The sequence below is a fragment of the Acinetobacter sp. Res13-Abat-PEC15-P4-01 genome (assembly GCF_015676285.1).
GTDB lineage: Bacteria > Pseudomonadota > Gammaproteobacteria > Pseudomonadales > Moraxellaceae > Acinetobacter > Acinetobacter nematophilus.
The window spans coordinates 86,613-111,763 of record NZ_JADAIN010000031.1 but is presented as its reverse complement, the minus strand read 5'-3'; the positions used below and the strand labels follow the sequence as shown (position 1 = coordinate 111,763).

Genomic DNA, 25,151 nt, shown 5'->3' with positions numbered 1-25,151 from the left:
CAAGACCTCATTTTTTTACCTAAAGTTTTCAGCAAGCCAAATGCTATTTAAACGGTTAAATCTGCTAGGTTACCTTTTTGCTCTAACCAGTCTTTACGATCGCTGGCACGTTTCTTTGCCAATAATTTGTCCAATAAGCCTGCGGTATGATGTGCATCATCCAAATCAAGTTGAACCAAGCGCCGAGTATTTGGATCTAAAGTCGTTTCACGCAATTGGCTTGCGTTCATCTCTCCCAATCCTTTAAATCGGGTAATTTGTGGGTTCTTAGACTTTACTCTCTTTAAGATAGCTTCTAACTCATCATCATCCAACGCGTAATAAACGTCTTTATTGTCATCTATTCGATACAAAGGCGGCATCGCTACATATAAATGCCCGGCATCCACCATTGCAGGGAAATGCTTCACAAACAAGGCACACAATAAAGTTGCGATGTGTAAACCATCAGAGTCCGCATCGGCAAGAATACAAATTTTACCATAACGCAATTCTGAAAGATCATCACTTCCCGGATCAACACCAATCGCTATCGCGATATTGTGTACTTCTTGAGAAGCCAAGACCTCATCAGAAGATACTTCCCAAGTATTTAAGATTTTTCCACGGATTGGCATAATGGCTTGGAAATTTTTATCTCGCGCCTGTTTGGCAGAACCGCCTGCTGAATCCCCTTCCACGATAAAAAGTTCTGATTCTTCAAGTGTATGCCCTACACAATCTGATAATTTTCCAGGTAATGTCGGACCTGCCACAATTTTTTTACGTTCAACTTTTTTCGCTGCTTTTAAACGGCGACCAGCTTTCGCAATCACGATTTCAGCCAGTTGCATTGCAACTTCAGCATTCTGATTGAGCCACAGCGCAAAAGCATCTTTAGCAATATTTAAAACAATATTGGATGCTTCACGGCTTGAAAGCCGTTCTTTGGTTTGACCGGAAAATTGCGGTTCTTGGAATTTAAGTGAGAGAATAAAATTCACGCCATCCCAAACATCTTCTGCTGACAATTTCATATTACGTGGCAATAAGTTACGCAATTCACAGAATTCACGCATTGCATCAGTCACCCCTGAACGTAAACCGTTCACATGCGTACCGCCTTGTGCAGTTGGAATCAAGTTGACATAACTTTCCTGAATCTGTTCTCCGCCTTCGATATTCCAGCAAATTGCAAATTCTGCACTGGCACGCTCAGCCTCGCCTGTTGCAACAAAAGCAGGTTCAGGAATAATTTCACGGTCTTGCAATTCATCCATCAAATAGTCGACTAAACCATTTTCAAATTGCCATTCGATTTTCTCGTCATTGATCTGATCAATATAATTAATCTGCAAACCCGCAGCCAAAACAGCTTTGGCTTTTAAATTATGCTTTAAAGCTTTAAGCGCAAATTTAGGCGAATCAAAATACTTGGCTTCAGGCCAAAAACGTACCGTTGTCCCTGTTGCACGCTTGGCAACCTTACCTTCCAGAACTTCTAGAGGCGCGACAGGTTCGCCACGTTCAAAAGCCATTTTATAAAGATTGCCCTGACGTTGAACCTCAACCTCGACACGGTCAGACAAGGCATTTACAACAGAAATTCCGACCCCATGTAAACCGCCTGAAAACTGGTAATTGTCTGTACTAAACTTACCACCTGCATGCAATTTGGTCAGAATAATTTCGATCCCGCTTTGACCATATTCAGGATGGATATCGACAGGCATACCACGACCATTGTCTTCAACAGATAAAGAACCGTCTTTATATACCGTGACAGTTATTTTGTTGGCATGCCCTGCAAGTGCCTCATCGACAGCATTATCAATAACTTCTTGCGCCAAATGGTTTGGACGCGTGGTATCTGTATACATGCCTGGACGACGACGCACAGGGTCTAAGCCAGATAATACTTCAAGTGATTGGGCCGTATATTGAGACACGTTTAAGTTTTTCCTTTTATTTTACGGAGTAAGATAAAAACTCCACAATCATGGGAATTTTATCTGCAAAATCTTCCATCGCATGATTACCATGCATTTCTGTCATGATCAAGGATGTATGTGGCGCTGTACTATAATACCGTTCTGCCTCACGATAATCCAAAACTTCATCGCCTTGTTGCAATAACACCATTATTTTGTCTGCATCTTGCACAAACGGTACAGCAGTTTCTTCCAAGTAGTCCAATTGGACATCATCCAGTGTCCATTGTTCAGTCACCTGGTAAGGCATATATTCCGTCCCAAAGAGCTGACGAAACAATTGCCATGGTCGCATAGCCGGATTAATTAAAACAGCAGGTACACCATATTTTGCGACCAGCTGTGTCGCATAAAACCCGCCTAGACTGCTTCCCACCAACACCACATCTGAGTATTGCTCAATATAAGCCGATATTTGTGTTAAAACATCGTGTGGATGCTGATTTAAATCAGGTAAATGCACACGATGCGATGAATGGTAGCGACAATAGTCGGCTAGCTGTTGCCCTTTTATGGACAAAGGGCTACTTTTAAAACCATGTAAATAAATAATATTCATTGAAAACGGATTGATTTTTCACCACGGATGTTTTAATTTTTAATGTGAACTAAATCACACAATTGTTTTAATTTGTATATGTGAGGATATTGTCCGACAAAAAATTAAAACTTTAATGCAATTATCGGTATTTTAAATAGTGTTCAGGATGAACAAGATAAGATGATTGCCTATGAATTTATACAGGGATCTAGAGCAAAAATAAAGTCTTTGTTCCAGATCAATATGGATGAGGAAATAACAATGCCAAGCTTAACCCCTTTACACGAAACCTATTGTAAGTGGGACCGCTCGCCTCCAAGTCAGGCAGACGTACTAGAAGGCTTAGCGCAGTTAGTCAGTACGCCCCTCAGTGGTGTCGTTCAGGACTTCATCCAATCAATTCAACGTGAAATGTTACTGAGTATTTTCGGTTTAAGTAAGCAAAAAGCTAAACGTTTCCAGTCTCGTCCAATTGTCGATAAATTCTATAAATTCGGTTATAACGCTTTGCAAAATTACGGTAGCCATCTGTTGGCACCCGTACTCCGTAAAACCATTGAACGTTTCCCAAACCTACATGATAAACCGCTTAATGCGCATATGACCTTTTTAGTCAGTGCTTTAAATGGCGTACTCGGCGATTATCTTTTGGCGACCCATAATCCATTAGCACTTTCTCCTGTCCTCTACGACCATTATGGTGCATTACAACAAGGCGACTTGGCAGGCCGTGTGGTGATCTTTTCACACGGTCTATGTATGAACTATCAGGACTGGAGTAATCGTGGTAATGGCGGTATCGGGGAAAAATTACTGGCACAGCGTGATAACAACACCATGCTATATTTCCATTACAACACCGGTCGAAGAATTTCAGCCAATGGTCGCTCTTTAGCCAATCTGCTTGAAGACCTCATCAAACGTAATCCACGCATTACCAGTATTGATTTGATCGGACATAGTATGGGGGGGTTGGTGAGTCGAAGTGCCTTATTTTATGGCAAGCAAAATATGCATCAATGGTTTCACATGGTTGAAAATCTGGTCTGTATCGGCTCTCCACATCATGGTGCGGTTTTAGAACGCTTTGGCTTTGCAATTCAAGAAAAGATAGGGCATTTTCCGATTGTCAAAATCATCAGTCATGTGGTGAATATTCGTAGCAATGGGATATTGGACTTACGCTATGGCAGTGTGCGTGATGATGACTGGGAACATAATAATGCAAGGATCGGTCTGATGGATGACAACCGTAAACCTGCGCCACTCCCCTCACACATCAACACCTTTTTAATTGCTGGAACCCTAGAGTTTGAAAATCGTAAAAATCGAACCCTCAAAGTCATTGGTGATTATTTGGTCAGTGTAAAGAGTGCTCTAGGCGAACATCCTAATCCACGTTTTCAGCTCAAACTGCCAGAATCTCACAAAGCAGTATTCTACGGACTGAACCATTTTGATATTCAATATCATCCCTTGGTTTCAGAACAAATCGCCAAATGGTTCTATCCGCATCATGATGAGTTGGCTGAAGAACAAATCCGGAAGTATCTGATCAAGCTGGAAAGCATGCAGGGCATTGTGGAAACCTGATTGTGCCTAAATCCAAGCATAAAAAAAGCTGATGTTGAATCAGCTTTTTTTAGATTATTTGATTTCGACTCGATAGGACTTATTTTGTTTAGGATCACGCATTTCACCATATTCATCAAAATTTGATTTTTCTGTACATTGTGTATCAATGAATAATTTTTGATTTTTTGCAATCAAGCCTTGTGTTAACTCACAGGTCCAACCTTGATTATAAAATTTCTGATCGACTTTTTTACCGTTTAAGTCAAATTGTGTCACTTCAATCAAAGACTGTGCCAGTGTTCTTGCAGGATGACTCTGAGATACGGACAGCACATAGTATCGACCACGATGTAATTGGCAGTCTTCAACATGACTCGAAAAAAAATCAGGATTGGTCTTAAACACTTTAAAAGGCTGAGCACCGAACTTGATATAGGAAACATCCGCAGGGATGGTGTCGTCAAATTCGGATTTAAATTCGCAGGATACCTCTTGACCAGCAAGTAGAGGAGCCTTGGCTAAAACAGGTACAGAAATACAAAACACAATTGCGCCAAGACAACTTAAATATATTTTATGATTGATCATTTTAATACGACAATATTGACTGTGTTTGTAATTGAATAAGATAAAAAAGAGCTGGTCAATACCAACTCCTTTTACATTTCAGTACTTTCTAAATAACTGCCACAGGCTAATCAATGCCAATACACTAAAGAACAGCAGAGACCACACAGGTAAAGACTGTCCTAAAAAGGTCCAATCCACCATTGCACATTCACCCGAACCTTTTAGCACATTTTCAAAAACAGCTTTTAAAGGCAAGGTATTCACCCAATAGTCCAAACCAGGACCACAACTTGGCACTTGGTCCTTAGGCAGGTTTTGCAGCCACACATGGCGAGCCGCAACACCGACTGACCAAGAAATTGCAACCAGACCCAAGAAACTATAAATGCGTTTAAATACATTATTTTTAGGATGATGTAAAAATGCGATCAAAGAGATCAGTCCAAGACCAATCAACCCAATACGTTGAAATACGCAAAGTGGACATGGCTCAAGCCCCTGCACATGCTCTAAATAGAGTGCAAAAGACATCCCGACCACACTTGCTAAAAATAAAAGACCACTTACGAAGCGATAACTACGCCATTGCATGGAACTTCCTCGTTATATCATCAATACCTTATCTAAATTTACTCAGATAATCTTCAAAACTTATACTTGTATCTTGTTCAAGTTGCTGTTGTTCTGTGAGAGAAGTTTGAGTAAGACCCTCAAAATACGCTAAAGTTTCAGGACTTAATACATGTTGTTCGTAACTTTCGATATGCTGATTTGCCATGTGACCACCAAAACTCCATGTTCCCCCATATTCCATCGTATCGGCAATGACTTGTGCTGATAAAGTCTCATCAACATCATCAATCCTTTTCTGCATCACATCGAGTGCTTGACCATATAAATGTGTTGAATAGGTTTGGTTCAATAGCGCTGCAAGTGGCTGCATGGCATCGAGATGTTGCTGCAACCATTCCAACAATGGATATTCTGTACCTGCCTCAATAATTTTGGCATTCGGCGCACGTCCGCGGTTGACCACTTCAGTTTGGTTTTGTTCAATCAAATCTTGTTCTTCATCCCATAAATCTGGGCTGTCTTGAAGCAAACAATACAAGGCAACCACTTCCAAGAAGCCTGCTGTATCTTCATTGATACCAATTGCACTATATGGATTGACATCTACAGCACGTAATTCAACATAACCAATGCCACGATTCGCCAAGGCCTGTGATGGCGTTTCACCCGCCTGTGGGACTTGTTTAGGACGAACCAGACTATAGTATTCATTTTCAATCTGTAATACATGATCATTGATTTGAATCGGTTCACCCGCAGCATTGTTTAGACCCAAACGGCTAAATTGTGCATAAGGAGAATTCACTGCTTTTTGAAGTTCAGCCACATAACTGTCTAAATTGTTGTAGTGAATGCCGAGTTGCTTTTGTGCAGAATTTTGATAGCCAAAACGCCCCATCCGCAAGGCAGTCGCATAAGGCAAGAACAAAGTTCCTTTGATTAATGGCAATAACTGGTGCTCACGCCCAGTCATAAAACACTTACATACCGACGGGCTTGCACCGACCAGATACATCACCAACGGCGTTAAACGGATAAAGTTACGAATAAGTCCCAAATAACGATGACTGCGATAATCTTGCAGACTGAGTTCTTTTAATGCATCGTCTTGCTCATGCTGTTGCAATTGTTCAAATAGAATATCAGGAAAAGAAACATTGTAATGTACACCTGAAATCGTCTGCATCCGGCGACCATAGCGAATACCCAAACCATGGCGATAGAGTGTTTTAAATTGACCAATATTAGATGTGCCATATTGTGCCAAACGAATATTTTCTTCTTTTTCATCTAGCATACAAGGCATAGACAAAGTCCAAAGCTTTTCACCATTTTCTAAATGGCGGTTCACCACAGCATGTATATCGGTTAAAAAATTTAAAGCTTCGCTGATGCTTGCTTTGGGAGGCGTAATAAACTCCATCAACGCTTCCGAATAATCTGTCGTGATATGCGGATGCGTCAAAGCAGAACCTAAAGAACGAGGATGATCGGCCTGTGATAAAAAGCCATTATTCTGCATACGCAGGCTTTCACGTTCAATGCCACGCAACATCCCTTTGAATAAGGTAGAATCCACCCAATCTGGCACAAGAAATTGGGAAATCGTTTTGGGTTGACTCATACTTACTCACTTATCTTAAAGAATTTTTTAAAATAAAATATTTCGATGCGCGCAGTATAACGTTATTTATCGATATACACGTATAACCATCGTTGTTTTAAATGAATTATTCACTTTATTTCGAAAAAAGTTTTTATCACAAAGTTCAACTACAAGACATCTGAAATTTGTGTTTGTATAGAAAAATCACCAATAAAGAATTGTAAACATTATGAATTATCAAGAAATTATCGATTTTTGGTTTAGTGCAGAAACTCAACCTTTTTGGTTCGCCAAAAGTGATGCATTTGATCAAATTTTACGTGAGCGCTTTGTACATACATTAGATCAAGCCAAACAGTGTGAATTGTGGACTTGGCGGGCAACAGCCGAAGGTCGTCTTGCTGAAATTATTGTTCTAGATCAATTTTCTCGTAATTTATATCGTGACCAAGCCAATGCATTTGCTCAGGATGCTCTTGCACTTGCATTGGCACAAGAAACGATTCAGCTTAAATTAGATCAAGCGTTGAAACCTGAACAACGTTCATTCTTGTATATGCCATTTATGCACAGTGAATCGAAAATTATTCATGCTCAGGCTTTGCAGCTTTTTGAAGCGTTGGGCAATCCCATCAATCTGGACTTTGAGAAAAAGCATAAACTGATTATTGATCGTTTTGGGCGTTACCCACATCGTAATCAAATTTTGGGAAGAACCTCAACTGCTGAAGAAATTGAGTTTTTAAAGCAACCCAATAGCAGCTTTTAATCGGTCTGGCTGATGTAAAATTCATATTGCATCAGCCACTAAAAACATAGCTTTGCTTAATGATTTTATTTTCAATCATTTCCGCCTGTAATGACTTTAATTGGCGTTCAGTTGTATTAAAGCGAGGAAATAGAGGAATACCACTTCCCAATAAAACAGGCATGATAAAAACATCTAACCGATTGATAAGGTTTTGTTCTATTAATGTATTTTGTAATTGAGTTCCTCCAACTACCCACACATTACCAGAATAATTTTGCTGAAGATGATCAATTAAAGTACTGACTCCATTTGTCCATACTGAAAGAGATGAATCGCATAATGTTAAATGGGGATTGGAACTTACAATAAAGCCTTTTTGATTAGGATATGGCCATTCTGTACCAAAAGAGCATATCACCTCATAAGTTTTACGTCCCATCAGAATAATATCAATCTCTTTGATAAAATCGTCATACCCGCAGTCAATACTTTGAAATGGGGTCAAAAACGCCACCGATCCATCAAGCGTTGCAATATATCCATCTGCACTGGTGGCAATATAACCTCTAATCTGAATCGTCATTTAATTCTCTACACTTGATTTATATTTAATACTCAACGCTTGATAGGTGCGCCTAGGGCAATTTCGGAATTGAACTAATTTCAAATTATAGTCTTCTCTCCTATGGAGAATTAACAAAAATCTTCTTGAAATTCATTGTCAGTCCATCAACTTAGAACACTATAGCACATAGAAATTTATTCACTTCCATCCCAAAAAATGGACAAGGAGCAACAGATGAAAAAAACACTGATGGGTCTGACGATCGTCGCTGTGCTCACCATCACGGGTTGTGCCACGACGCCAAACAAACCACGCACCTTTGATCAACTTGGACAGTACACCACTGTGCCGCTCAATGACCATAGCTATCGCATTAGTTTTCAAGGCAATAGCAATATGAGTTTTGGAACCGCAGAAGAAATTAATCTTGTTAAAGCTGCTCAAACCACCCTATTAAACGGTTTCACCTTCTTCAAAGTTCTAGACGACCCAAGTAATCGAAGCCAACAGCCTCCGCGCAAAACGGTGGTTTATCCATCCACAAACTACTATCCCTATGGTTGGGGCTATCGACGCCATCCAATGTTCTGGAATGATCCATTTTACGATATGCCACAAGTCGTCAATATTGATCCCGTACAGATTTCCTATACCATCGAATGTTATAAAGATAAGAAATCTTCACCCAACGATGCCTTTGATGCTCGTCTGATTTTGCAATCTCTGGGACCAAAATATGGTGTTGGTCCGACAGGACAGGTACTACAACCACAGCCTGATACGGTAACATCAAAGCAATAAAGATAAAGAAACTTGTTTAGGAAAGTGAATGAGCGGAATTGAACACAGTGAAATCGCCAATAGTATTCCAAGCCTAGATCGAAGCAAACGCTTTGCCACAATCGCCTTGATTGTGGCGGTTGTGGCTTGGATTGCTTTAATCATTTCTGCCAAGTTGCTACCTGAATATGCATGGTTTATCCATATCCTCATGTTGGGTGCAGAAGCAGGAGTTGTGGGGGGTCTAGCCGACTGGTATGCAATCACTGTCTTGTTCCGCAATCCCTTTGGGAAAATTCCTATTCCTAAATTTTTAAAAGATCATACTGAAATTATTCCGCGCAATAAGGCACGTATTGCGGAATCGATGGGTAAATTTGTTCAGGAAAACTTCCTTTCTCCTCAAATCGTTGAGCGAAGTTTACAAAATACCGACCTGAGCTTAGCCGTAGGACAATGGTTGGCACATCCCAAAAACAATGGTCAAGTGGCCGATGTGATTCAACAAACGGTACCCAAAATTTTTGAATTTGTTGGACAGGAACAAATTGGACGCTTTATCCAAAATAACAGTGTGCAATGGGTACGCAATACCCGTATGAATCAACTTGCCAGTGAAATGCTTCGTGCGGTCTTAGACAACGATTTCCACCAAGATGTGTTGCAACGTGGACTCGACATTGCACATGAATGGATGATGACCCATCCTGAAAGAACACGAGAACTCACCCAGACCCTGTTTAAAGAACTGGGCGTTTCACGCCTTGCCAAGGGTGCAAGTTGGATCGGCATTGATGTGGAACAACGTACAATTGACTCAATTATTGAAAAAGTTGAGTCAATGCTGGCAGATGAAGACCATCCAATCCGTCAAAAAATAGAACAAGCAGCGCATCAACTTATGCTGCAATTGTCAGATAATAATAGCCATGCCAGCATACGTTTAAATGAAACTAAAAATGCACTTTTAGACAGTGAACCTGTTTTGAATTTTATGACGGGTGCTGTGGTTATTTTATGTGATGCCATTAAATCTGACCTGCTAAAAGTCGATTCTGGTATAGCGATGAACCTGCGTGTTGCAATTCAACAAGTGGGAGAAAACCTCATACAGAATCAATCTGTTCGTGAGTTACTCAATGACCGAATCAGCGGTATTGCTGTTAATTTAAGCGATCAATATAGTGAAAAAGTGATTACGTTTATTAGTCAACGAATTCATGAATGGGATTCCACGGAAATGATTGCCAAAATTGAAAATGAAGTGGGCGGTGACTTACATATGATTCGCGTAAATGGTGTGGTCGTAGGCGCGTTTATTGGTTTGAGTTTAGGTGTTATTCGGGCCGTGATTGATTTTGCGATCTAATAGTGCAAATGAATACGATGAAATCAATTCACCCATCAGCATAAAATCAATCAAAAATGGGAGCTGAGCTCCCATTTTTTTTTACTTAACCATTTCTCATGTTAAAGCATCACTTGCTCAAACCAAGCTTTGAAGACGGATTAATCAATTGAATAATTAATCGTGACCACCACACGGGCAATTTTATTGATGGTGTTTTTGTCATATGCGCCACCATAATCACTGTCATCGTCTGAGCCGCTTTCAGGCAAAATATAAAATGCACCTTGGCTTGCTGAACGCATTGCACCCACTTTTACACCACCCACTTTTGCAAATTCATTGGCACGGCTGTAGGCATTTTTTGTGGCATTGGCAATCAATGACATCTTAATTTCTTCTAGATTGGACACCAGATACTGCGGTTTTTGTTCAATTGAAATGCCTTTTTCATCCAATAGGTATGCATCTTTTGCAGCTTTTTCTATTTTTTGAATATCGCGGCTATTGATCACCAACGACTGCATTGCGACATAACCTCTGAATTCGCGAATTGTTTTTCCATCACCCTGATCCACATCTTGATAATAGGGTTGTGAACTTTTATTGCCTAATTTCATTTCTGTGGCTTTAAAACCATGTTCCACGAAGAATACCTGTAAAGCCTTTATTTCTTGATCAAGTAATTGGTAGGACGCTGTCACACTGTCGGTCGAACGATTGGTTTGAAGGTTGATTTCCCAACGGGCCGCATCTGCTTGAATGGGTTTTTCAGCCAATCCTTTCACAGTAATTGAATTTTTTTCACCGCCAAATTGCTTAAAAGCATATCCCAATACACTTGCCGAAATGATAAAACCCAAACTCAGGATCAGTGCAAAAATCCATAAGGACTTATATGTAATTGATTTATTTTCCATTATTCTAATTTAACCTAAAATATTATAAAGAATTTATAATAATAAACTGATCATAAGTCAACCGTATATGATGCTGAACAGGAGACTAAGTAGATCGTCATCTTGTATTCTGGATAAATGTATTCCTATTTAAAATCAGAGAGAAAATCAGTGGATTTAATTAATATAAGAAAAGCCAATATTCATGATTTCAGTGTTTTATCCGAAATCTGGCTGGAAGCCTCATTTATCGCTCACCATTTTATTCCAGAAACATATTGGAAAGAAAATAAACTTAAAATGCAGAATATTTATCTGCCGATGTCCGAAGTTTATCTTGCAGAACATAATCTGCACACCTATGGATTTATTGCCTTGCTGGACACTCAAATCGCCGCAATTTTTGTCTCACCGCAGTATCAGGGAAAAGGTGTAGGTACAGCGCTGATCCAGTACGCTCAAGCCATACGGACTGAACTTGAATTAAATGTCTATCAGGAAAATCCAAAAAGCGTGCAATTTTATAAGACTTTAGGTTTTGAAATTATAAAAGCAGGCATTGATTTAGAAACCAATTCAAAAGACTTCTTGATGCGTTGGGAAAAATCATTTCATTCAAGATGAATCTGATCTTTATTCTAAAAATCAGATTCAGATTGGATTAAAAAATCTTAAACATCAATGGCTGTATATGATTAACGCCGTCATCATCAATATAAGCAATAACAAAAAAATTATGACTATATTTTTCTTTAAGTTAATGGATTGGAACAGATTAAATTCTTTATTTAAATCATCAACTATTTACATTCACCTTCTCGTTTATATTCATGAATAAACGTTGTATTGGAAGGCATTTGAGCTTCAACAATTAAATGATTTGCTGAAACACGTTGTACTCGATAATTGACTTTGAATCCACTGAAAGCGCCTGAACATTTTAAAGCCATACGCCCCTCATTCGGCTGATCACTGGTAATTTGAGTTTTGCATTCTTGAGGAATGCTTTCTCGCATCTCATCCGTTTGTTGTTTGATGAAATCTTTAATCTGGATACAACCGCGTTCAGAATGATCTGCTGCTGTAGACTTATGCGGTCGCATGGTTGATTTCCAGTTCCAAATTCCATCTTGAAGATTTTGTGCTGCTTTGAGCTGATATATTGGAAAATCTGCAGCTATCGCAAGATTACATAAGATAAAAACCAAACAACCCATCAATAGCTTAACAAGATGCATGCAACAACCCTCCTTTTATAAGTATATGTTTTCTATTTTAGTTCTCATTTTACAGAGACAAAATGTCATTATTATTGACGTAGATCCTGAGCATCAATGATCTTAAATCATTGTCTCCGAATCAACCGTTCAATTACTCAACATTGTACACATATTCATTCATCCCGTTCGGTATATGACTCATTTGTAAGGATTCCATTGTTTTAAGCTGTGAAATATTCAGATGTGATCAGAGTATTTGATCACCCAAGTCTTTCTTAATTGAACAAAATTATCAATCATGAATTTTATTCAACTTTTTATGAATTAATATCATTTTTATTCATGTAGTTTTTGGGGTATAAATTACACCATGCTCCTCGCTACAGACCGTATCAGCATCGATTTCCAATTTTTCATGCCGTTTAGATGAGAAAATATTGAAAAACGATACATGAATAAGTTTCAACAATACTTTTGAGGCAGTCGAAAAGAGCATGAAATAAATTCAGGTTTTTATCTCAGAAATTAGGGTTATCACAATGAGTAAAGAGTTTACATTTACGATTAAGCGCATTAGTTTCGATGAAAATTATCATCCTGCTGACAGTACGCGCATTACAACCAACTTTGCGAATTTGGCAAGAGGTGAAAGTCGTCAAGACAACTTGCGCAATACTTTGAAGATGATCAACAATCGTTTCAATGCTTTGGCACATTGGGATAACCCGAAAGCAGACCGTTACGCTGTCGAACTTGAAATTATTTCAGTGGATATTGATATTGAAGGTAATGGCCAAACATTCCCGACCATTGAAATCTTAAAAACCAATATTATCGATCACAAAAACAATCAACGTATTGAAGGTATTGTTGGAAACAATTTTTCCTCTTATGTAAGAGACTATGATTTTAGTGTACTTCTGTTAGAACATAATAAAGATAAAGCCGAATTTAGCCTTCCTGAAAACTATGGTGAGCTTCACGGCAACATTTTTAATTCATTCGTCAATTCGAATACTTATAAAGATAATTTTAGTAAGGCACCCGTGATTTGTTTGAGTGTTTCCAGCAGTAAGACCTATCATCAAACTGCGAATCAACATCCTGTTTTAGGCGTTGAATACCAACAAGATGAATACTCTCTAACAGATGAATATTTTGCAAAAATGGGTTTGCAGGTTCGCTATTTTATGCCGCCAAACAGTGTTGCACCTTTAGCATTCTATTTCCGTGGTGATTTACTCAGTGATTATACCAACCTTGAGTTGATCAGTACCATCAGTACCATGGAAACCTTCCAAAAGATTTATCGCCCTGAAATTTACAATGCGAATGCTGTGGCTGGAAAATCTTATCGCCCAAGTTTAAAGCATCAGGATTATTCGCTGACGCGTATTGTGTATGACCGAGAAGAGCGTAGCCAGTTGGCCATTAAGCAAGGCAAATTTACTGAAGAACAATTTATCAAGCCATACAAAACCATCCTTGAGCAGTGGTCTTCAAATTACGTTGCTGTGTAACCCCAATAGAAAAGATATAGATGATGAAAATTTTATTACCGACCTCAACTGCTGGCAGTTTACCAAAACCTTCTTGGCTTGCAGAGCCTGAAAAACTTTGGTCACCTTGGAAATTGCAAGATGAGCAATTAATTGAAGGTAAACAAGATGCTTTACGTTTATCTTTACAAGAGCAGCAACATGCAGGCATTGATATCGTCAGCGATGGTGAACAAACCCGTCAGCATTTCGTAACGACCTTTATTGAACACCTTAATGGGGTAGACTTCGAAAAGCGTGAAACTGTTCGTATCCGTAATCGTTATGATGCAAGCGTACCTACGGTTGTGGGTGAAGTGTCTCGTCAAAAACCGGTTTTCGTTGAAGATGCCAAGTTTTTACGTCAGCAGACTTCCCAACCGATTAAATGGGCATTACCTGGTCCAATGACCATGATTGATACGCTTTATGATGCACATTATAAAAGCCGTGAAAAACTGGCTTGGGAATTTGCCAAGATTCTCAATGAAGAAGCCAAAGAGTTAGAAGCCGCAGGTGTAGATATTATTCAGTTTGATGAGCCTGCATTTAATGTATTCTTCGATGAAGTCAATGACTGGGGTGTTGCAACCTTAGAGCGAGCACTTGAAGGGCTTAAATGTGAAACAGCGGTGCACATTTGCTATGGTTATGGTATCAAAGCCAATACCGATTGGAAAAAGACCTTAGGTTCAGAATGGCGTCAATATGAAGAGGCCTTGCCTAAACTTCAACAGTCTAAAATCGATATTGTCTCTTTAGAATGTCAAAACTCTCGCGTACCGATGGATTTGATTGAATTGATCCGTGGTAAAAAAGTGATGGTCGGTGCGATCGATGTTGCGACCAACAACATTGAAACACCCGAAGAAGTTGCAAATACACTGCGTAAAGCACTGCAATTTGTCGATGCAGATAAGCTTTATCCATCAACCAACTGTGGAATGGCACCACTCTCTCGCCAAGTCGCAAGAGGTAAATTGAATGCCCTAAGCGCAGGTGCAGAAATCGTTCGTAGAGAACTTAACCGCTAGTTTTCAATCGTAACATTCGGTATAAAGGGGCATTATTTCAGTTTGTTTGGATATATATTTCTGAGCAGACTGATGCCCTGATCTTGATCCAGTGTATTATCCACCCTACGCATATCTGATCTCAATAGATAGTCGACAAGACGCAATAGCAAGGTATCGCTAAATCTAAAAGTGGTACGGTTCAATTTAGGAACAATGAAATGATTGAAGCAACAAACTTTAGAGATGCAATGTCTTTGCTCACCAGTGCGGTCAGTGTGATCACCACTGCAGGCTTGTCGGGTCGTTATGGATTCACTGCTTCTGCTGTCTGTAGTGTGACCGATACACCGCCGACCTTACTGGTATGTATGAACAAGGCATCTAGTTCTCATGTGCATTTTGTTGAAAATAAAATTTTAACTGTCAATGTACTCAGCGCACATCATCAGCATATTTCTAAAGCTTTTTCGTCTAAGTTAAGCCCAGAAGAAAGATTTAAACATGGTACTTGGACGGAGTTAGAAACAGGCGCACCAGTCTTAAAGGATGCTTTGGTGAATTTCGATTGTGAAATTGAGCAAATGCAAGAAGTTGGCACGCATACGATTTTGATTTGTCGTATTGTTGCGATTCAACAGAGCCAACATGATCAAAGCTTGGTTTATTTTAACCGTGCGTATCATCATGTGGGACAGACAGAAATTGCTTAGAGTGTTTGCTGCTTTATATTTGTTCTAACAAATTGCTGAAAAACCATTTTTGTGCAATGCAACTTAAAAATGGCTTTATTTAATATACAAATGATAGAAATTTTACATAAACTACTTATATACCTTTTTGGAAATTTTTTAAAAATTCTCACGTTAAATTTCAACTTTGTTTATTTTTTTGATAAAAAATTGTAGGTTTCATCAAAAACTTTAAATAACTGAATCATTTCTTCATATTCTTTTTTAGTATAAAAATCTTGTTTGAAAAACTCTGCTATATTCCGTTTAAACATACTAAACGCTCCGTATGGATAAAGTAAATTTTCAAGGTGACTATTCACATTTTTAATTTTTTCAAATTTTTCCTTTAAAAGTAAAATTTCTTGATTAATAGATCTTTCAAAATTTTCTAAATATTTATTATTCTCTCGAAGTTTATCAATTTCCGTAATTAATAACGCTGTTTGCCTTGTAATTTCATTGGCTTTTGAGTGTGATTTATAGGAACAAAACAACAATATTGAAATACCAGTAATATCAATTAATGTCATTGTTCCTGCAGCCATTCCACCTCCTCCTGCTGCTATTGCTCCACCTCCAAACCAAGCAAGTGTAGCATTATATGCAGCTGCACCACTTAAAGTAGAGATCGCTGTACCTGTTGATGCCGTTCCAAAAAGTGACACAAGTGTCCAACTACCTAAAGCAGCTAAACCTCCTATTGTAGAACCTTGAAGTAACACCATTCCTGTATTAATTTCGATTTCTGTGATTGCTTTTAATTCCCCAATACTTTTATTCATAAATTCAACCAATTGCTTTTCTTTATAATTTAAGGCTGAATTTTTGGGTATATTGACTAATTTTTGGCTTCTATCCAATTCCTGAATAGTAAGATATGTAAATTCACCTAATTCATTAAGTTTATAATTTATAATATTCTGTAAATCAATTAACTTATTAAAATTTGTTGCATACGAGTGATATTGAATTTCATAATTATATTTCGCAGTTTTAGCTCGACCATGACCAAAACCAGTTACTAAATCTAAAGCAAAAGTCCCTACTCCATAATTATCATTACTTTCTATTTGAAAGTTAATTTTTGGAGGTAACTTTATTTGCGTTCTTCTCGGTAGTTTAGTTGTTATAGATTTATTCAACTGATTTGGAAAAACAACCAAAAAATCAACAATTATTATGAACAAAAAACAGCCAAAACCCATAATCATAAAATTATTTTCAATAGAGTCCACTTTAAATCCATTTAATTAAGTAGTTATTAATTCATTATAATATATCTCAAACAAGATAAAAAAATATAATTTTCTATTCATTTAAAAATAATGATATTTATGTCAAATATAGACCTACCCGCTACTTAAAAACCTTATCTGATTAATATCATAACGAACTCCTCGATATATTATGTATTAAAAATACCACCATTTTAAGATCCACATTACTTAAATAAAGTTTCTTTAAATTCCCTATCCTCCCACCACAAACCACAACAGCCTATTTTGCTGTTAAAAATCACCTGCTACACTCAGCTCTACAAACCTCTTTAAAACAGTCTGGTCATGATCGAAATCCACTCCAAACTTCCTGCTCAAGGCGTCACCATTTTCAGTATCATGACCGCAATGGCACAACGACTCAATGCGCTGAACTTATCACAAGGCTTTCCAGACTTTGATGCGCCACCTGCTCTGCTACAAGCGCTGAGCCAAGCCACATTGGATGGTTTTAACCAATACGCAGCGGGTGATGGCTTACTACAGCTTAGACAACAACTGGCGCAGCTTTTTCTTAAACGAGATCAATTACAGCTCGATCCACTTACAGAAATCACCATCACACCGGGCGCAACGATTGGGATTTTCAGTGCCATACAAGCCATCATCCACCAAGACGATGAAGTGATTATCTTTGATCCGAGCTATGACAGTTATGCACCTAGCGTGCAGTTGGTCGGAGGCAAAGCGGTTCATATTCCACTCAACGCACCTGAGTTTTCTGTAGATTGGGATCAAGTCAAATCTGCAATCACAGATAAAACCCGAATGGTCATCGTAAATACCCCTCACAATCCCACAGGGGCAATTTGGTCTAAACAAGACTGGCTGAATTTAATTGAACTGATTCAAGATAAAAATATCATCGTGCTTTCAGATGAAGTTTATGAACACCTGATTTTTGACGGCGAAAAACATTATTCAGCGTTGTCGTTTCCTGCGCTTAGAGATCGTAGTTTTGTCGTGGGCTCTTTTGGAAAAACCTTTCATGTCACAGGTTGGAAAACAGGTTATTGCATTGCCTCACCTGAGCTGATGAAAGTGTTCCGTCAAATTTATCAGTTTGCCAACTTTTGTGGTGTCACACCTGTACAAATGGCACTTGCCAACTTTATGCAACAGCACCCTGAACATATCGATGGCTTAGCGAGTTTTTATCAACAAAAGCGTGATCTGTTTAATTCAGGCATTCAAGATTCAAAATTTAGCTTTATTCCATCCAAAGGAACCTTTTTCCAAAATGTTGACTACAGCCAAATTCGTCCAGATTTAAATGATATCGAGATGTGCAAGTTCCTTGCAGAACAACACAGAATTGTGGCAATTCCAGTCTCTGTTTTTTATCGGAAAGCACCTGAAAATTTACGTTTAATCCGTTTTTGTTTTGCCAAAAAAGATCAAACTTTAGTTCAGGCCTGTGAAATTTTAAATCGAATTCAAGCCTAAAAAATTTTCGATCTCGGTAAAATAAAGCTTGAGTTACTCAAATACTCAGGCTTTTTATTGAGTAGTTGTATATTATCAATAAGATAAAGACACTCGAAAATAGACAGTAGAACAAAAGATGCCAGCTCGTCCCGACATGCTCCACCAACCCAAATTCTGGAAGGTTTTTTTAATCTTCTTGGGTCCATTGATCTTAACCAATATCTTGCAAAATCTGTCTGGGACAATTAACACTATTTTTGTCGGGCAAATGCTGGGTGTTGAAGCGATTGCTGCCATTTCGGTATTTTTTCCGATCCTATTTTTATTGCTGGCTTTTGTGATTGGTCTTTCGACAGGTGCAACTGTTTTGGTGGGGCAAGCTTGGGGCGCCAAAGATATTGAAAAAGTGCGTACCATTGTTGGTGCATTGTTATTTATGACGCTGATTGGCGGAACCATTATTGCCTTTTTAGGCGTGTTTTTTGCGAAGCAGATTTTATTGCTGTTGGGAATCGACCCGAAAATCATGCACCTTGCACTACCTTATGTGCAATGGATGTTAATGAGTAGCCCATTTCTATTTATCTATATCACCTACACCTCCATTTTGCGTGGTGTCGGGGACAGCACCACGCCACTTATGGCTTCAAGCCTTACCATTATTGTCGGTGTGATTGTCACACCTGTATTGATTGGAGGTTATTTTGGTATGCCAAAACTGGGAATTATTGCCCCGGCAATTGCCAGTGGTTTAGGGTTTATTGCGACCCTTGCTTTTCTGATTGTCTATTTAAATAAAAAAGACCATGCCTTAAAACCAGATGTGGCATTAATCGAACATGTGCGCTTTCATCCGCAGTTTAGTCGAAGTATTTTACGTTTAGGCATACCGACAGGTATCCAAATGATCACCAACTCTGTTGCAGGTTTGGTGGTGATCGGACTGGTCAACCAACATGGTGCACATGCAACAGCAGCCTATGGTGCAGTCAATCAGGTTCTCAACTATATTCAATTTCCAGCCCTATCCATCGCGATTGCAGGCTCAATCTTTGCAGCGCAGGCGATTGGGGCAGGCAAATCCGAATTGCTGGCAAAAGTGACCCGTACAGCACTGGTCAGCAATATTGTGATCACGGGTTCATTGGTACTGTTGGCCTATATTTGTTCAAAGTATTTGATGGCATTGTTTATTACAGATCCATCCGTGATTGAACTGGGTCAGCAATTATTGTTTATTGTGTTGTGGTCGATTATCTTTTTTGGTGCAAGTGCCATTTTTGCCTCCATCATGCGTGCCAGTGGTACTGTCACAGTGCCAATGATTTTCAACATTTTATCGATCTTGCTGATCGAAGTGCCATGTGCTTATTTATTCAGTCAGTGGTTTGGCTTACAAGGCATCTGGTATGCCCTTGCACTGACCTTCTTCAGCCTCTGCGTAATGCAAGGTCTGTATTATCAATTTGTGTGGAAAAAGAAAACCATCGAAATCTTGATTTAAATGCATCAGCCCTGTGCCCATGCATTTAAATCAATCCTGGTTATCTCATTCAAAAAAAGATTTTAGTCTTCTTGATGGAGCTCAATCACTTTCAGTTCCGACTGTGCCAAGCGTTTGGTTTTATTGCGCGCAAAGACTTGTTGCGTTGCTGGATCATTTGGATCCAAGACTAAGGCTCGCGGTAAAATTTTCTGATCATTGAGATAGCTTTCAGCAAACAAGATTAAAATCTTGCCATTTTCCAGCAGTTCAATGTGCTGAGGTTTGCTCGGCAGTTTAAATGCTACTTTCTGACCATTTCCTTGAGTTTGATCAACAAGATTGAGCAGATAAATATCTAAATCTTGTTGATCCAGGGCGCTATTTAACCAATTAAATCGGTTAAAGTTCGCCTTCTCGGCATAATAAAAATATTGATCCGCTAAATATCCCATCATGACAGGTATGCTTCTGGTGTAGACATCTCGATAAGTATGGCGATTATCTTCTTGCTCACCTTGATCTTGAGAGGGTTCATCCTGCACATTGATCACACTGACCAAATCTGCAATCCGTTGGTCATAAATCCCAATCTGATTTTCCGAGTCTTGATAAAACTCCACCACTGAGCGATAGGCATCAACAGGATAAAGTACTTTCTGTGGTACATCAAAATTCAGTTCAAAAAAGCTTAAATCAGCAGTATTCATATAGATAAAAGGACGATTTGCCCAATCACCCAGAATACGAATACTTTTTTGGTCTGGTTCAAATACCATATCGATTTCTCGACAAAAATGTTCCTGATAATTTGCTGGCAATGCGGCTGTGGTGATTTTGCCTGATTTTAATTGGATGCGTGAAATACTGTTCCCTACCCCATTGTATACATACAGATTTTCACCCTGTTTATCCAATAATAGTTTGCGTGGATAACGTTCAACTTTAAACTTTTGCAGGACCTGTTTGGTCTTTAAATCAATTGCAAAAACTTGATCATAATCCAAAGATGCCACATAGATGATTTGACCATCGCGACTCAATACCACATCGGTTGCCCCCACACCACGGCACATATTGTGATCACAGCCGCTGTCATCAGCCGTTAATGCATATTGATAAATCAGTTCTTCTTTGAAAGAAGCCAGATTAAATCGATAGACTGCGTTTTTCTCTGTTTCGGTATAGTAAAGATCATCGCCATATCGACGATAATCTCCCATAGCATTCATATTGGACAAAGTAGCAATTTGCTGCGGGACGGTTTCTAAAAAAACCTGACTTTTATAAAATTGTTGAATCTTGGACTTTTGTTGCTGACAATCTCGTATATATTGTTGCTTGGTTTTTCCTAAGTAAGCTGCAATCTCATCGCGTTGTTCGCCATTCCACAGATAATCACAATATTGACTAGAATCCTGTAAAGCACTGACCTGATCTGGCACTTCAGATGATGCTGTATTTGAACTTGGTTCTGGAGCAATCGCCGCCATGATCGCGTTTACTTTTTTTATGTTCTGCTCTGACTGTGCAGCTTGCTGGTATTTTTTAGCATAGGCTGGATGCGCTTCAACATCATAACTGTCTAAAACACTATAGGTCGCCTTAAATGCATCATAGCCTTGCAGTTGGGCTGACAAATAATGCCCAATCAATGCCACTTTTCGATTCAACACATCAATATTTTTTTCATGCTGCTTTTTGACTCGTTTAGATACAATCTTTGCAAATTCATCTACTCGATCTTGGTACTGGTCGATCATTTGGGTGAGTAAAATGAGTTGTTTCTTCTCTGCGTTCTGAACCTCATTCATGTTACGTAATGCCGAACGATAGGCACTACCTTGTTCCTCGTCCAGCAATGGATAAGGTTGATCGAATTTAATCTGATCGACAATCACACGGTTAAAATCAACCACGGGTTTTAAGTGATTTTGAATCCGATCAAGAGATTGGTAAATACGGGTTAAATCCGAATATAGCATCGCATCCAGTTTGGAAAGCTTCGGATCGATTTTACGTAATTGTTCTTGTTGAATTGCGCTTTGGTATAAATCCAAATATTGTACAGAGCGATCAAAATATGCTGACCAAAATTTTCTATATTGATAATCTGCTAAGAAAGTTGAATATAACTGATCGCCTTCATCCTCTTTGACATATTGTGGGTAGAGTCGTTCTACTTCTGCCCGATACAGCGCTGTATCGTCCGTCGCATCATGGTTTGCATGGTCTTGTACACCTGCAACACTGTCTAAAATAGTGACATTCTCTTGATCAGTAGAAGCATGGGCTAAATGTGATGCAAATAAAATCATGCCTACGCTGAGGCTTAAAATGGCTTTTTTCATAAAAATGCTCAATTCAAATTATCTTTATAATAAAAATAAAAAATTTAATATTTTCAGAGTCAGTCTAACAAATTATTGTAGCAATCCCAATTCTTAGACGATGGGTACAGTAAAAGTATGAGGTTTTAATTGTCAATCAAGCTATTTGACACAGCGCTTAAAAAAGAAAAAACCACCAGATTTGGCGGTTTTTTTCATAGAAGCACTTATTTTGGTTCTAATTTTTTACTGAATTTGGTCGCAAAAGCTGTTAGTTTTTGATAACCCGTCGGTAAGACACGCTGGATCAAATCTAAAGTTTTTGCATCATTGCCAATCAATAAACGGCGTTTGTCTTTGAGAACCGCATCAAGCATTTGTTGAGCAGCGTCTTCTGGAGGCATACGTAATAATTTATTAAACGCTTTTGCTGACTTATCAGGATTCATGCCCAAAGAACGTAAACTGTCATTCATACGTGCATCATTGGCAATGTTGGTACGGATACCACCTGGGTGTACACATAATGCAGATACACCACAATTCTCGATATCTAATTCCTGACGTAATGATTCAGTAAAACCACGTACCGCAAATTTCGATGCATTATAAGCAGATTGCGTCGGCTGAGCCGTTAAACCAAATAAACTCGAAATATTGATAATATGACCGTCACCAGTTTTCTTGATATATGGTAAAAATTCTTTGGTTCCGTACACCACACCCCAGAAATTGATATTCATAATCCATTCAAGTTCTTCATAGGTCGCGCCTTCTACAGTCGAACCTAAAGCAACCCCCGCATTGTTGAAAATCATGTTCACAGAACCATGATTCTGTACGGTTTCAGCAGCCCATGTACGCATTTCCTCGACATTTGCCACATTTACTTTCTTAGAAGTAACACGAACATTATAAGGTTTAACCAATTCGATTGTTTCTGCCAAACCTTTTTCATTCACATCACTGATTGATAAATGACAGCCTGCTTTTGCCAGTAAAATCGCAAGCTGTTGTCCCATACCAGAGCCAGCACCTGTAATTGCAGCGACTTTGTTTTTAAAATTTTTCATTGTCTATCCTTTATTAAAATCCGCACACAATAATACTGATAATGTGCAGCTCACCTGCTCAATATAATTTTGACAATAACTATTGTCAATATTATATTGTGAATGAGCAGTTGTTTTTTTATACAAAAAATCTTAAATAGGTTTCAATGGCTTTTATTGCTAAAATAACCCCTTCTTTGTGACAATCGAACATGACACGAGTAATTTTTTACAATGACTGAATCTCGCTTAACTGAAAAGAAAACCATAAATAGAACCACAAAAGAACGCCAATTCAAAGGCATGTCCTTGTCTGAAAGAAAGCTCGCACGCCGAGAAAAGCTGATTGAAGCAGGCATCGCGGCATATGGAACACATGGTTTCTTTTCCGTCACAGTCAAAGATATTTGTAATGAAGCAAAGCTGACTGAACGCTATTTTTATGAATCATTTAAAAAGAGTGAGGAACTGTTCCAAGTCATCTTTTTACAGTTAATTGAACAATTGCAGCAAACTGTCATGCAAGGCGTGATGCAAGGTGCGCCTGAGCCTAGAAATATGATTAAAGGAGGCCTAACTGCAATTTTTACCATGTTAAAAAACGATCCGCGTGTTGCCCGTATTATTTATATTGATGCCATGTTGGTTCAAGAGCTACATAACCACGCAACTATTCACGAAACCATGGGGCGTTTTGATCGATTAATTCATTCTTTTGTCACCCTGATGATGCCGCATATTGAACGAAGTGAACAGGAGATTTCGTTGGTTGCTACAGGCTTGAATGGCTATGTTACACAAATTGCCGTACGCTGGGTCATGGGCGGTTTTAAACAATCTCTTGAAGAAATTGTTTCCGCTTGCGAAGTGGTTTTTGTGTCATTAATTGATACTTTTTCACCTAAATAAACCCCGAAGTTTTACTTATGCTACTGAATAAACATTGTCATAAAACTGTCACATTTTAATTTTTATGATTTAATTTGATGCTTTTTCTTTGGGCAAAATGAACTGATTATTTAAAAATGTCATCTAATTTTCATCACATCGCCCATTTTTTGTCACATTTTTTTGCAAAAATTCGTCTACATCTTGTTTTTGCAATGATACTGTCATAATTAATCTTTGTAATAAGCCTGTCATAAATAAAAGACGGTACACCGTTCATACATAGGATATTGCGTTGTGAAAGATGACTATATATTAATCGTCGATGACGAACTTCCGATTCGGGAAATGATCCATACCTCATTGGATATGGCAGGTTTTCAGTGCCTGCAAGCTGAAGATGCAAAACAAGCCCATCAAATGATCGTAGATCAACGCCCATCCTTGATCTTGCTTGATTGGATGATGCCAGGTGGTGTCAGCGGCGTCGATCTATGCCGTCGTTTAAAACGTGATGAAAATCTGGCAGAAATTCCAGTGATTATGTTGACTGCACGTGGCGAAGAAGACCATAAAGTTCAAGGTCTTGATGCTGGTGCAGATGACTATATGACCAAGCCTTTTTCAACACGTGAATTGGTTTCCCGTATCAAGGCAGTACTGCGTCGCGCCAATGCATTGAGTGGCGAAAAAACCATTGATGCCAATGGACTGGTACTTGATCCTGTTAGCCAACGCGTAAGTTTTGGTGACAGTATTTTAGATATGGGCCCAACAGAATACCGTTTATTGGCCTTCTTTATGACCCATCCTGAGCGTGCCTACACGCGTGCGCAACTACTTGACCAAGTTTGGGGTGGAAATGTTTATATTGAAGACCGTACCATCGATGTCCACATCCGTCGCTTGCGTAAAGTGCTTGAACCTTATGGTGCAGATCGCTATGTACAAACCGTACGTGGAACTGGATATCGTTTCTCTACCCGTGCAGATGTTGCCATAGGTTAAGC

General features: G+C 38.8%; 23 protein-coding genes. 12 read left to right on the top strand and 11 right to left on the bottom strand.

What is annotated here, in order from left to right; all coding sequences use genetic code 11:
• Nucleotides 1-47 precede the first annotated feature (47 nt).
• Together parE and IMO47_RS11880 are read right to left on the bottom strand one after the other, a co-directional pair.
• Nucleotides 48-1,928, bottom strand: a complete 1,881-nt coding sequence (gene parE, locus IMO47_RS11885; protein WP_004826028.1) for a DNA topoisomerase IV subunit B — start codon at nt 1,926-1,928, stop codon at nt 48-50.
• Nucleotides 1,929-1,944: 16 nt separating this feature from the next.
• A complete protein-coding gene (locus IMO47_RS11880) occupies nt 1,945-2,529 on the bottom strand; it encodes a YqiA/YcfP family alpha/beta fold hydrolase (protein ID WP_196075782.1) in 585 nt (194 codons plus the stop codon).
• Between the two features lie 243 nt (nt 2,530-2,772).
• Between IMO47_RS11880 and IMO47_RS11875 the strand changes: the two genes are divergently transcribed.
• Nucleotides 2,773-4,104, top strand: coding sequence for a hypothetical protein (locus tag IMO47_RS11875; RefSeq protein WP_196075781.1), 1,332 nt, complete (start codon nt 2,773-2,775; stop codon nt 4,102-4,104).
• Nucleotides 4,105-4,158: 54 nt separating this feature from the next.
• Here IMO47_RS11875 and IMO47_RS11870 read toward each other — a convergent pair whose 3' ends face one another.
• From IMO47_RS11870 to gshA, 3 genes are all read right to left on the bottom strand, one after another.
• On the bottom strand, nt 4,159-4,632 hold the full coding sequence (locus IMO47_RS11870) for a hypothetical protein (RefSeq protein WP_242052660.1): 474 nt from the start codon (nt 4,630-4,632) through the stop codon (nt 4,159-4,161).
• A 120-nt stretch (nt 4,633-4,752) separates the two neighbouring features.
• Nucleotides 4,753-5,247, bottom strand: a complete 495-nt coding sequence (locus IMO47_RS11865) for a disulfide bond formation protein B (protein WP_196075779.1) — start codon at nt 5,245-5,247, stop codon at nt 4,753-4,755.
• Between the two features lie 28 nt (nt 5,248-5,275).
• On the bottom strand, nt 5,276-6,853 hold the full coding sequence (gene gshA, locus IMO47_RS11860; protein WP_196075778.1) for a glutamate--cysteine ligase: 1,578 nt from the start codon (nt 6,851-6,853) through the stop codon (nt 5,276-5,278).
• 211 nt (nt 6,854-7,064) lie between these two features.
• On the opposite strand from gshA, the gene IMO47_RS11855 reads away from it, so the two are divergent.
• Nucleotides 7,065-7,604 carry a DUF924 family protein gene (locus IMO47_RS11855; protein ID WP_196075777.1) on the top strand — a complete coding sequence of 180 codons (540 nt, stop codon included), beginning with the start codon at nt 7,065-7,067 and terminating at the stop codon, nt 7,602-7,604.
• Nucleotides 7,605-7,635: 31 nt separating this feature from the next.
• Here the strand turns inward: IMO47_RS11855 and IMO47_RS11850 are convergent, their stop codons facing one another.
• The gene (locus IMO47_RS11850) at nt 7,636-8,169 is read right to left on the bottom strand and encodes a dihydrofolate reductase family protein (RefSeq protein ID WP_196075776.1); all 534 of its coding nucleotides are present in this window, start codon (nt 8,167-8,169) and stop codon (nt 7,636-7,638) included.
• Between the two features lie 216 nt (nt 8,170-8,385).
• Between IMO47_RS11850 and IMO47_RS11845 the strand changes: the two genes are divergently transcribed.
• Complete coding sequence (locus IMO47_RS11845; protein ID WP_196075775.1) at nt 8,386-8,952, top strand: hypothetical protein; 567 nt, start codon at nt 8,386-8,388, stop codon at nt 8,950-8,952.
• 28 nt (nt 8,953-8,980) lie between these two features.
• A complete protein-coding gene (locus IMO47_RS11840) occupies nt 8,981-10,300 on the top strand; it encodes a DUF445 domain-containing protein (RefSeq protein ID WP_196075774.1) in 1,320 nt (439 codons plus the stop codon).
• Nucleotides 10,301-10,440: 140 nt separating this feature from the next.
• Here the strand turns inward: IMO47_RS11840 and IMO47_RS11835 are convergent, their stop codons facing one another.
• Entirely contained in the window at nt 10,441-11,199 is a 759-nt protein-coding gene (locus IMO47_RS11835) for an SIMPL domain-containing protein (protein WP_196075773.1), read from the bottom strand.
• A 150-nt stretch (nt 11,200-11,349) separates the two neighbouring features.
• Between IMO47_RS11835 and IMO47_RS11830 the strand changes: the two genes are divergently transcribed.
• The gene (locus tag IMO47_RS11830) at nt 11,350-11,802 is read left to right on the top strand and encodes a GNAT family N-acetyltransferase (RefSeq protein ID WP_196075772.1); all 453 of its coding nucleotides are present in this window, start codon (nt 11,350-11,352) and stop codon (nt 11,800-11,802) included.
• Nucleotides 11,803-11,978: 176 nt separating this feature from the next.
• On the opposite strand, the gene IMO47_RS11825 is transcribed toward IMO47_RS11830, so the two are convergent.
• Nucleotides 11,979-12,416, bottom strand: coding sequence for a hypothetical protein (locus tag IMO47_RS11825; RefSeq protein WP_196075771.1), 438 nt, complete (start codon nt 12,414-12,416; stop codon nt 11,979-11,981).
• Nucleotides 12,417-12,937: 521 nt separating this feature from the next.
• Between IMO47_RS11825 and IMO47_RS11820 the strand changes: the two genes are divergently transcribed.
• From IMO47_RS11820 to IMO47_RS11810, 3 genes are all read left to right on the top strand, one after another.
• Nucleotides 12,938-13,918 (top strand): DUF1852 domain-containing protein, encoded by a 981-nt coding sequence (locus tag IMO47_RS11820; protein WP_196075770.1) that lies wholly within the window; start codon nt 12,938-12,940, stop codon nt 13,916-13,918.
• A 23-nt stretch (nt 13,919-13,941) separates the two neighbouring features.
• Nucleotides 13,942-14,970: a methionine synthase gene (locus IMO47_RS11815; RefSeq protein WP_196075790.1), complete on the top strand. Its 1,029-nt coding sequence runs from the start codon at nt 13,942-13,944 to the stop codon at nt 14,968-14,970.
• A gap of 200 nt (nt 14,971-15,170) precedes the next feature.
• On the top strand, nt 15,171-15,662 hold the full coding sequence (locus tag IMO47_RS11810; protein ID WP_196075769.1) for a flavin reductase: 492 nt from the start codon (nt 15,171-15,173) through the stop codon (nt 15,660-15,662).
• 170 nt (nt 15,663-15,832) lie between these two features.
• Here the strand turns inward: IMO47_RS11810 and IMO47_RS11805 are convergent, their stop codons facing one another.
• Nucleotides 15,833-16,918 (bottom strand): hypothetical protein, encoded by a 1,086-nt coding sequence (locus tag IMO47_RS11805; protein WP_196077824.1) that lies wholly within the window; start codon nt 16,916-16,918, stop codon nt 15,833-15,835.
• Between the two features lie 327 nt (nt 16,919-17,245).
• Between IMO47_RS11805 and IMO47_RS11800 the strand changes: the two genes are divergently transcribed.
• Together IMO47_RS11800 and IMO47_RS11795 are read left to right on the top strand one after the other, a co-directional pair.
• Nucleotides 17,246-18,406, top strand: coding sequence for a methionine aminotransferase (locus IMO47_RS11800; protein WP_196075163.1), 1,161 nt, complete (start codon nt 17,246-17,248; stop codon nt 18,404-18,406).
• 118 nt (nt 18,407-18,524) lie between these two features.
• The gene (locus IMO47_RS11795) at nt 18,525-19,892 is read left to right on the top strand and encodes an MATE family efflux transporter (RefSeq protein WP_196075162.1); all 1,368 of its coding nucleotides are present in this window, start codon (nt 18,525-18,527) and stop codon (nt 19,890-19,892) included.
• A 62-nt stretch (nt 19,893-19,954) separates the two neighbouring features.
• On the opposite strand, the gene IMO47_RS11790 is transcribed toward IMO47_RS11795, so the two are convergent.
• Together IMO47_RS11790 and IMO47_RS11785 are read right to left on the bottom strand one after the other, a co-directional pair.
• Entirely contained in the window at nt 19,955-22,222 is a 2,268-nt protein-coding gene (locus IMO47_RS11790) for a hypothetical protein (protein ID WP_196075161.1), read from the bottom strand.
• A gap of 206 nt (nt 22,223-22,428) precedes the next feature.
• A complete protein-coding gene (locus tag IMO47_RS11785) occupies nt 22,429-23,274 on the bottom strand; it encodes an SDR family NAD(P)-dependent oxidoreductase (RefSeq protein ID WP_196075160.1) in 846 nt (281 codons plus the stop codon).
• A gap of 213 nt (nt 23,275-23,487) precedes the next feature.
• On the opposite strand from IMO47_RS11785, the gene IMO47_RS11780 reads away from it, so the two are divergent.
• A complete protein-coding gene (locus IMO47_RS11780) occupies nt 23,488-24,162 on the top strand; it encodes a TetR/AcrR family transcriptional regulator (RefSeq protein ID WP_196075159.1) in 675 nt (224 codons plus the stop codon).
• A 276-nt stretch (nt 24,163-24,438) separates the two neighbouring features.
• Complete coding sequence (gene phoB, locus IMO47_RS11775; RefSeq protein ID WP_004825961.1) at nt 24,439-25,149, top strand: phosphate regulon transcriptional regulator PhoB; 711 nt, start codon at nt 24,439-24,441, stop codon at nt 25,147-25,149.
• Nucleotides 25,150-25,151 lie beyond the last annotated feature (2 nt).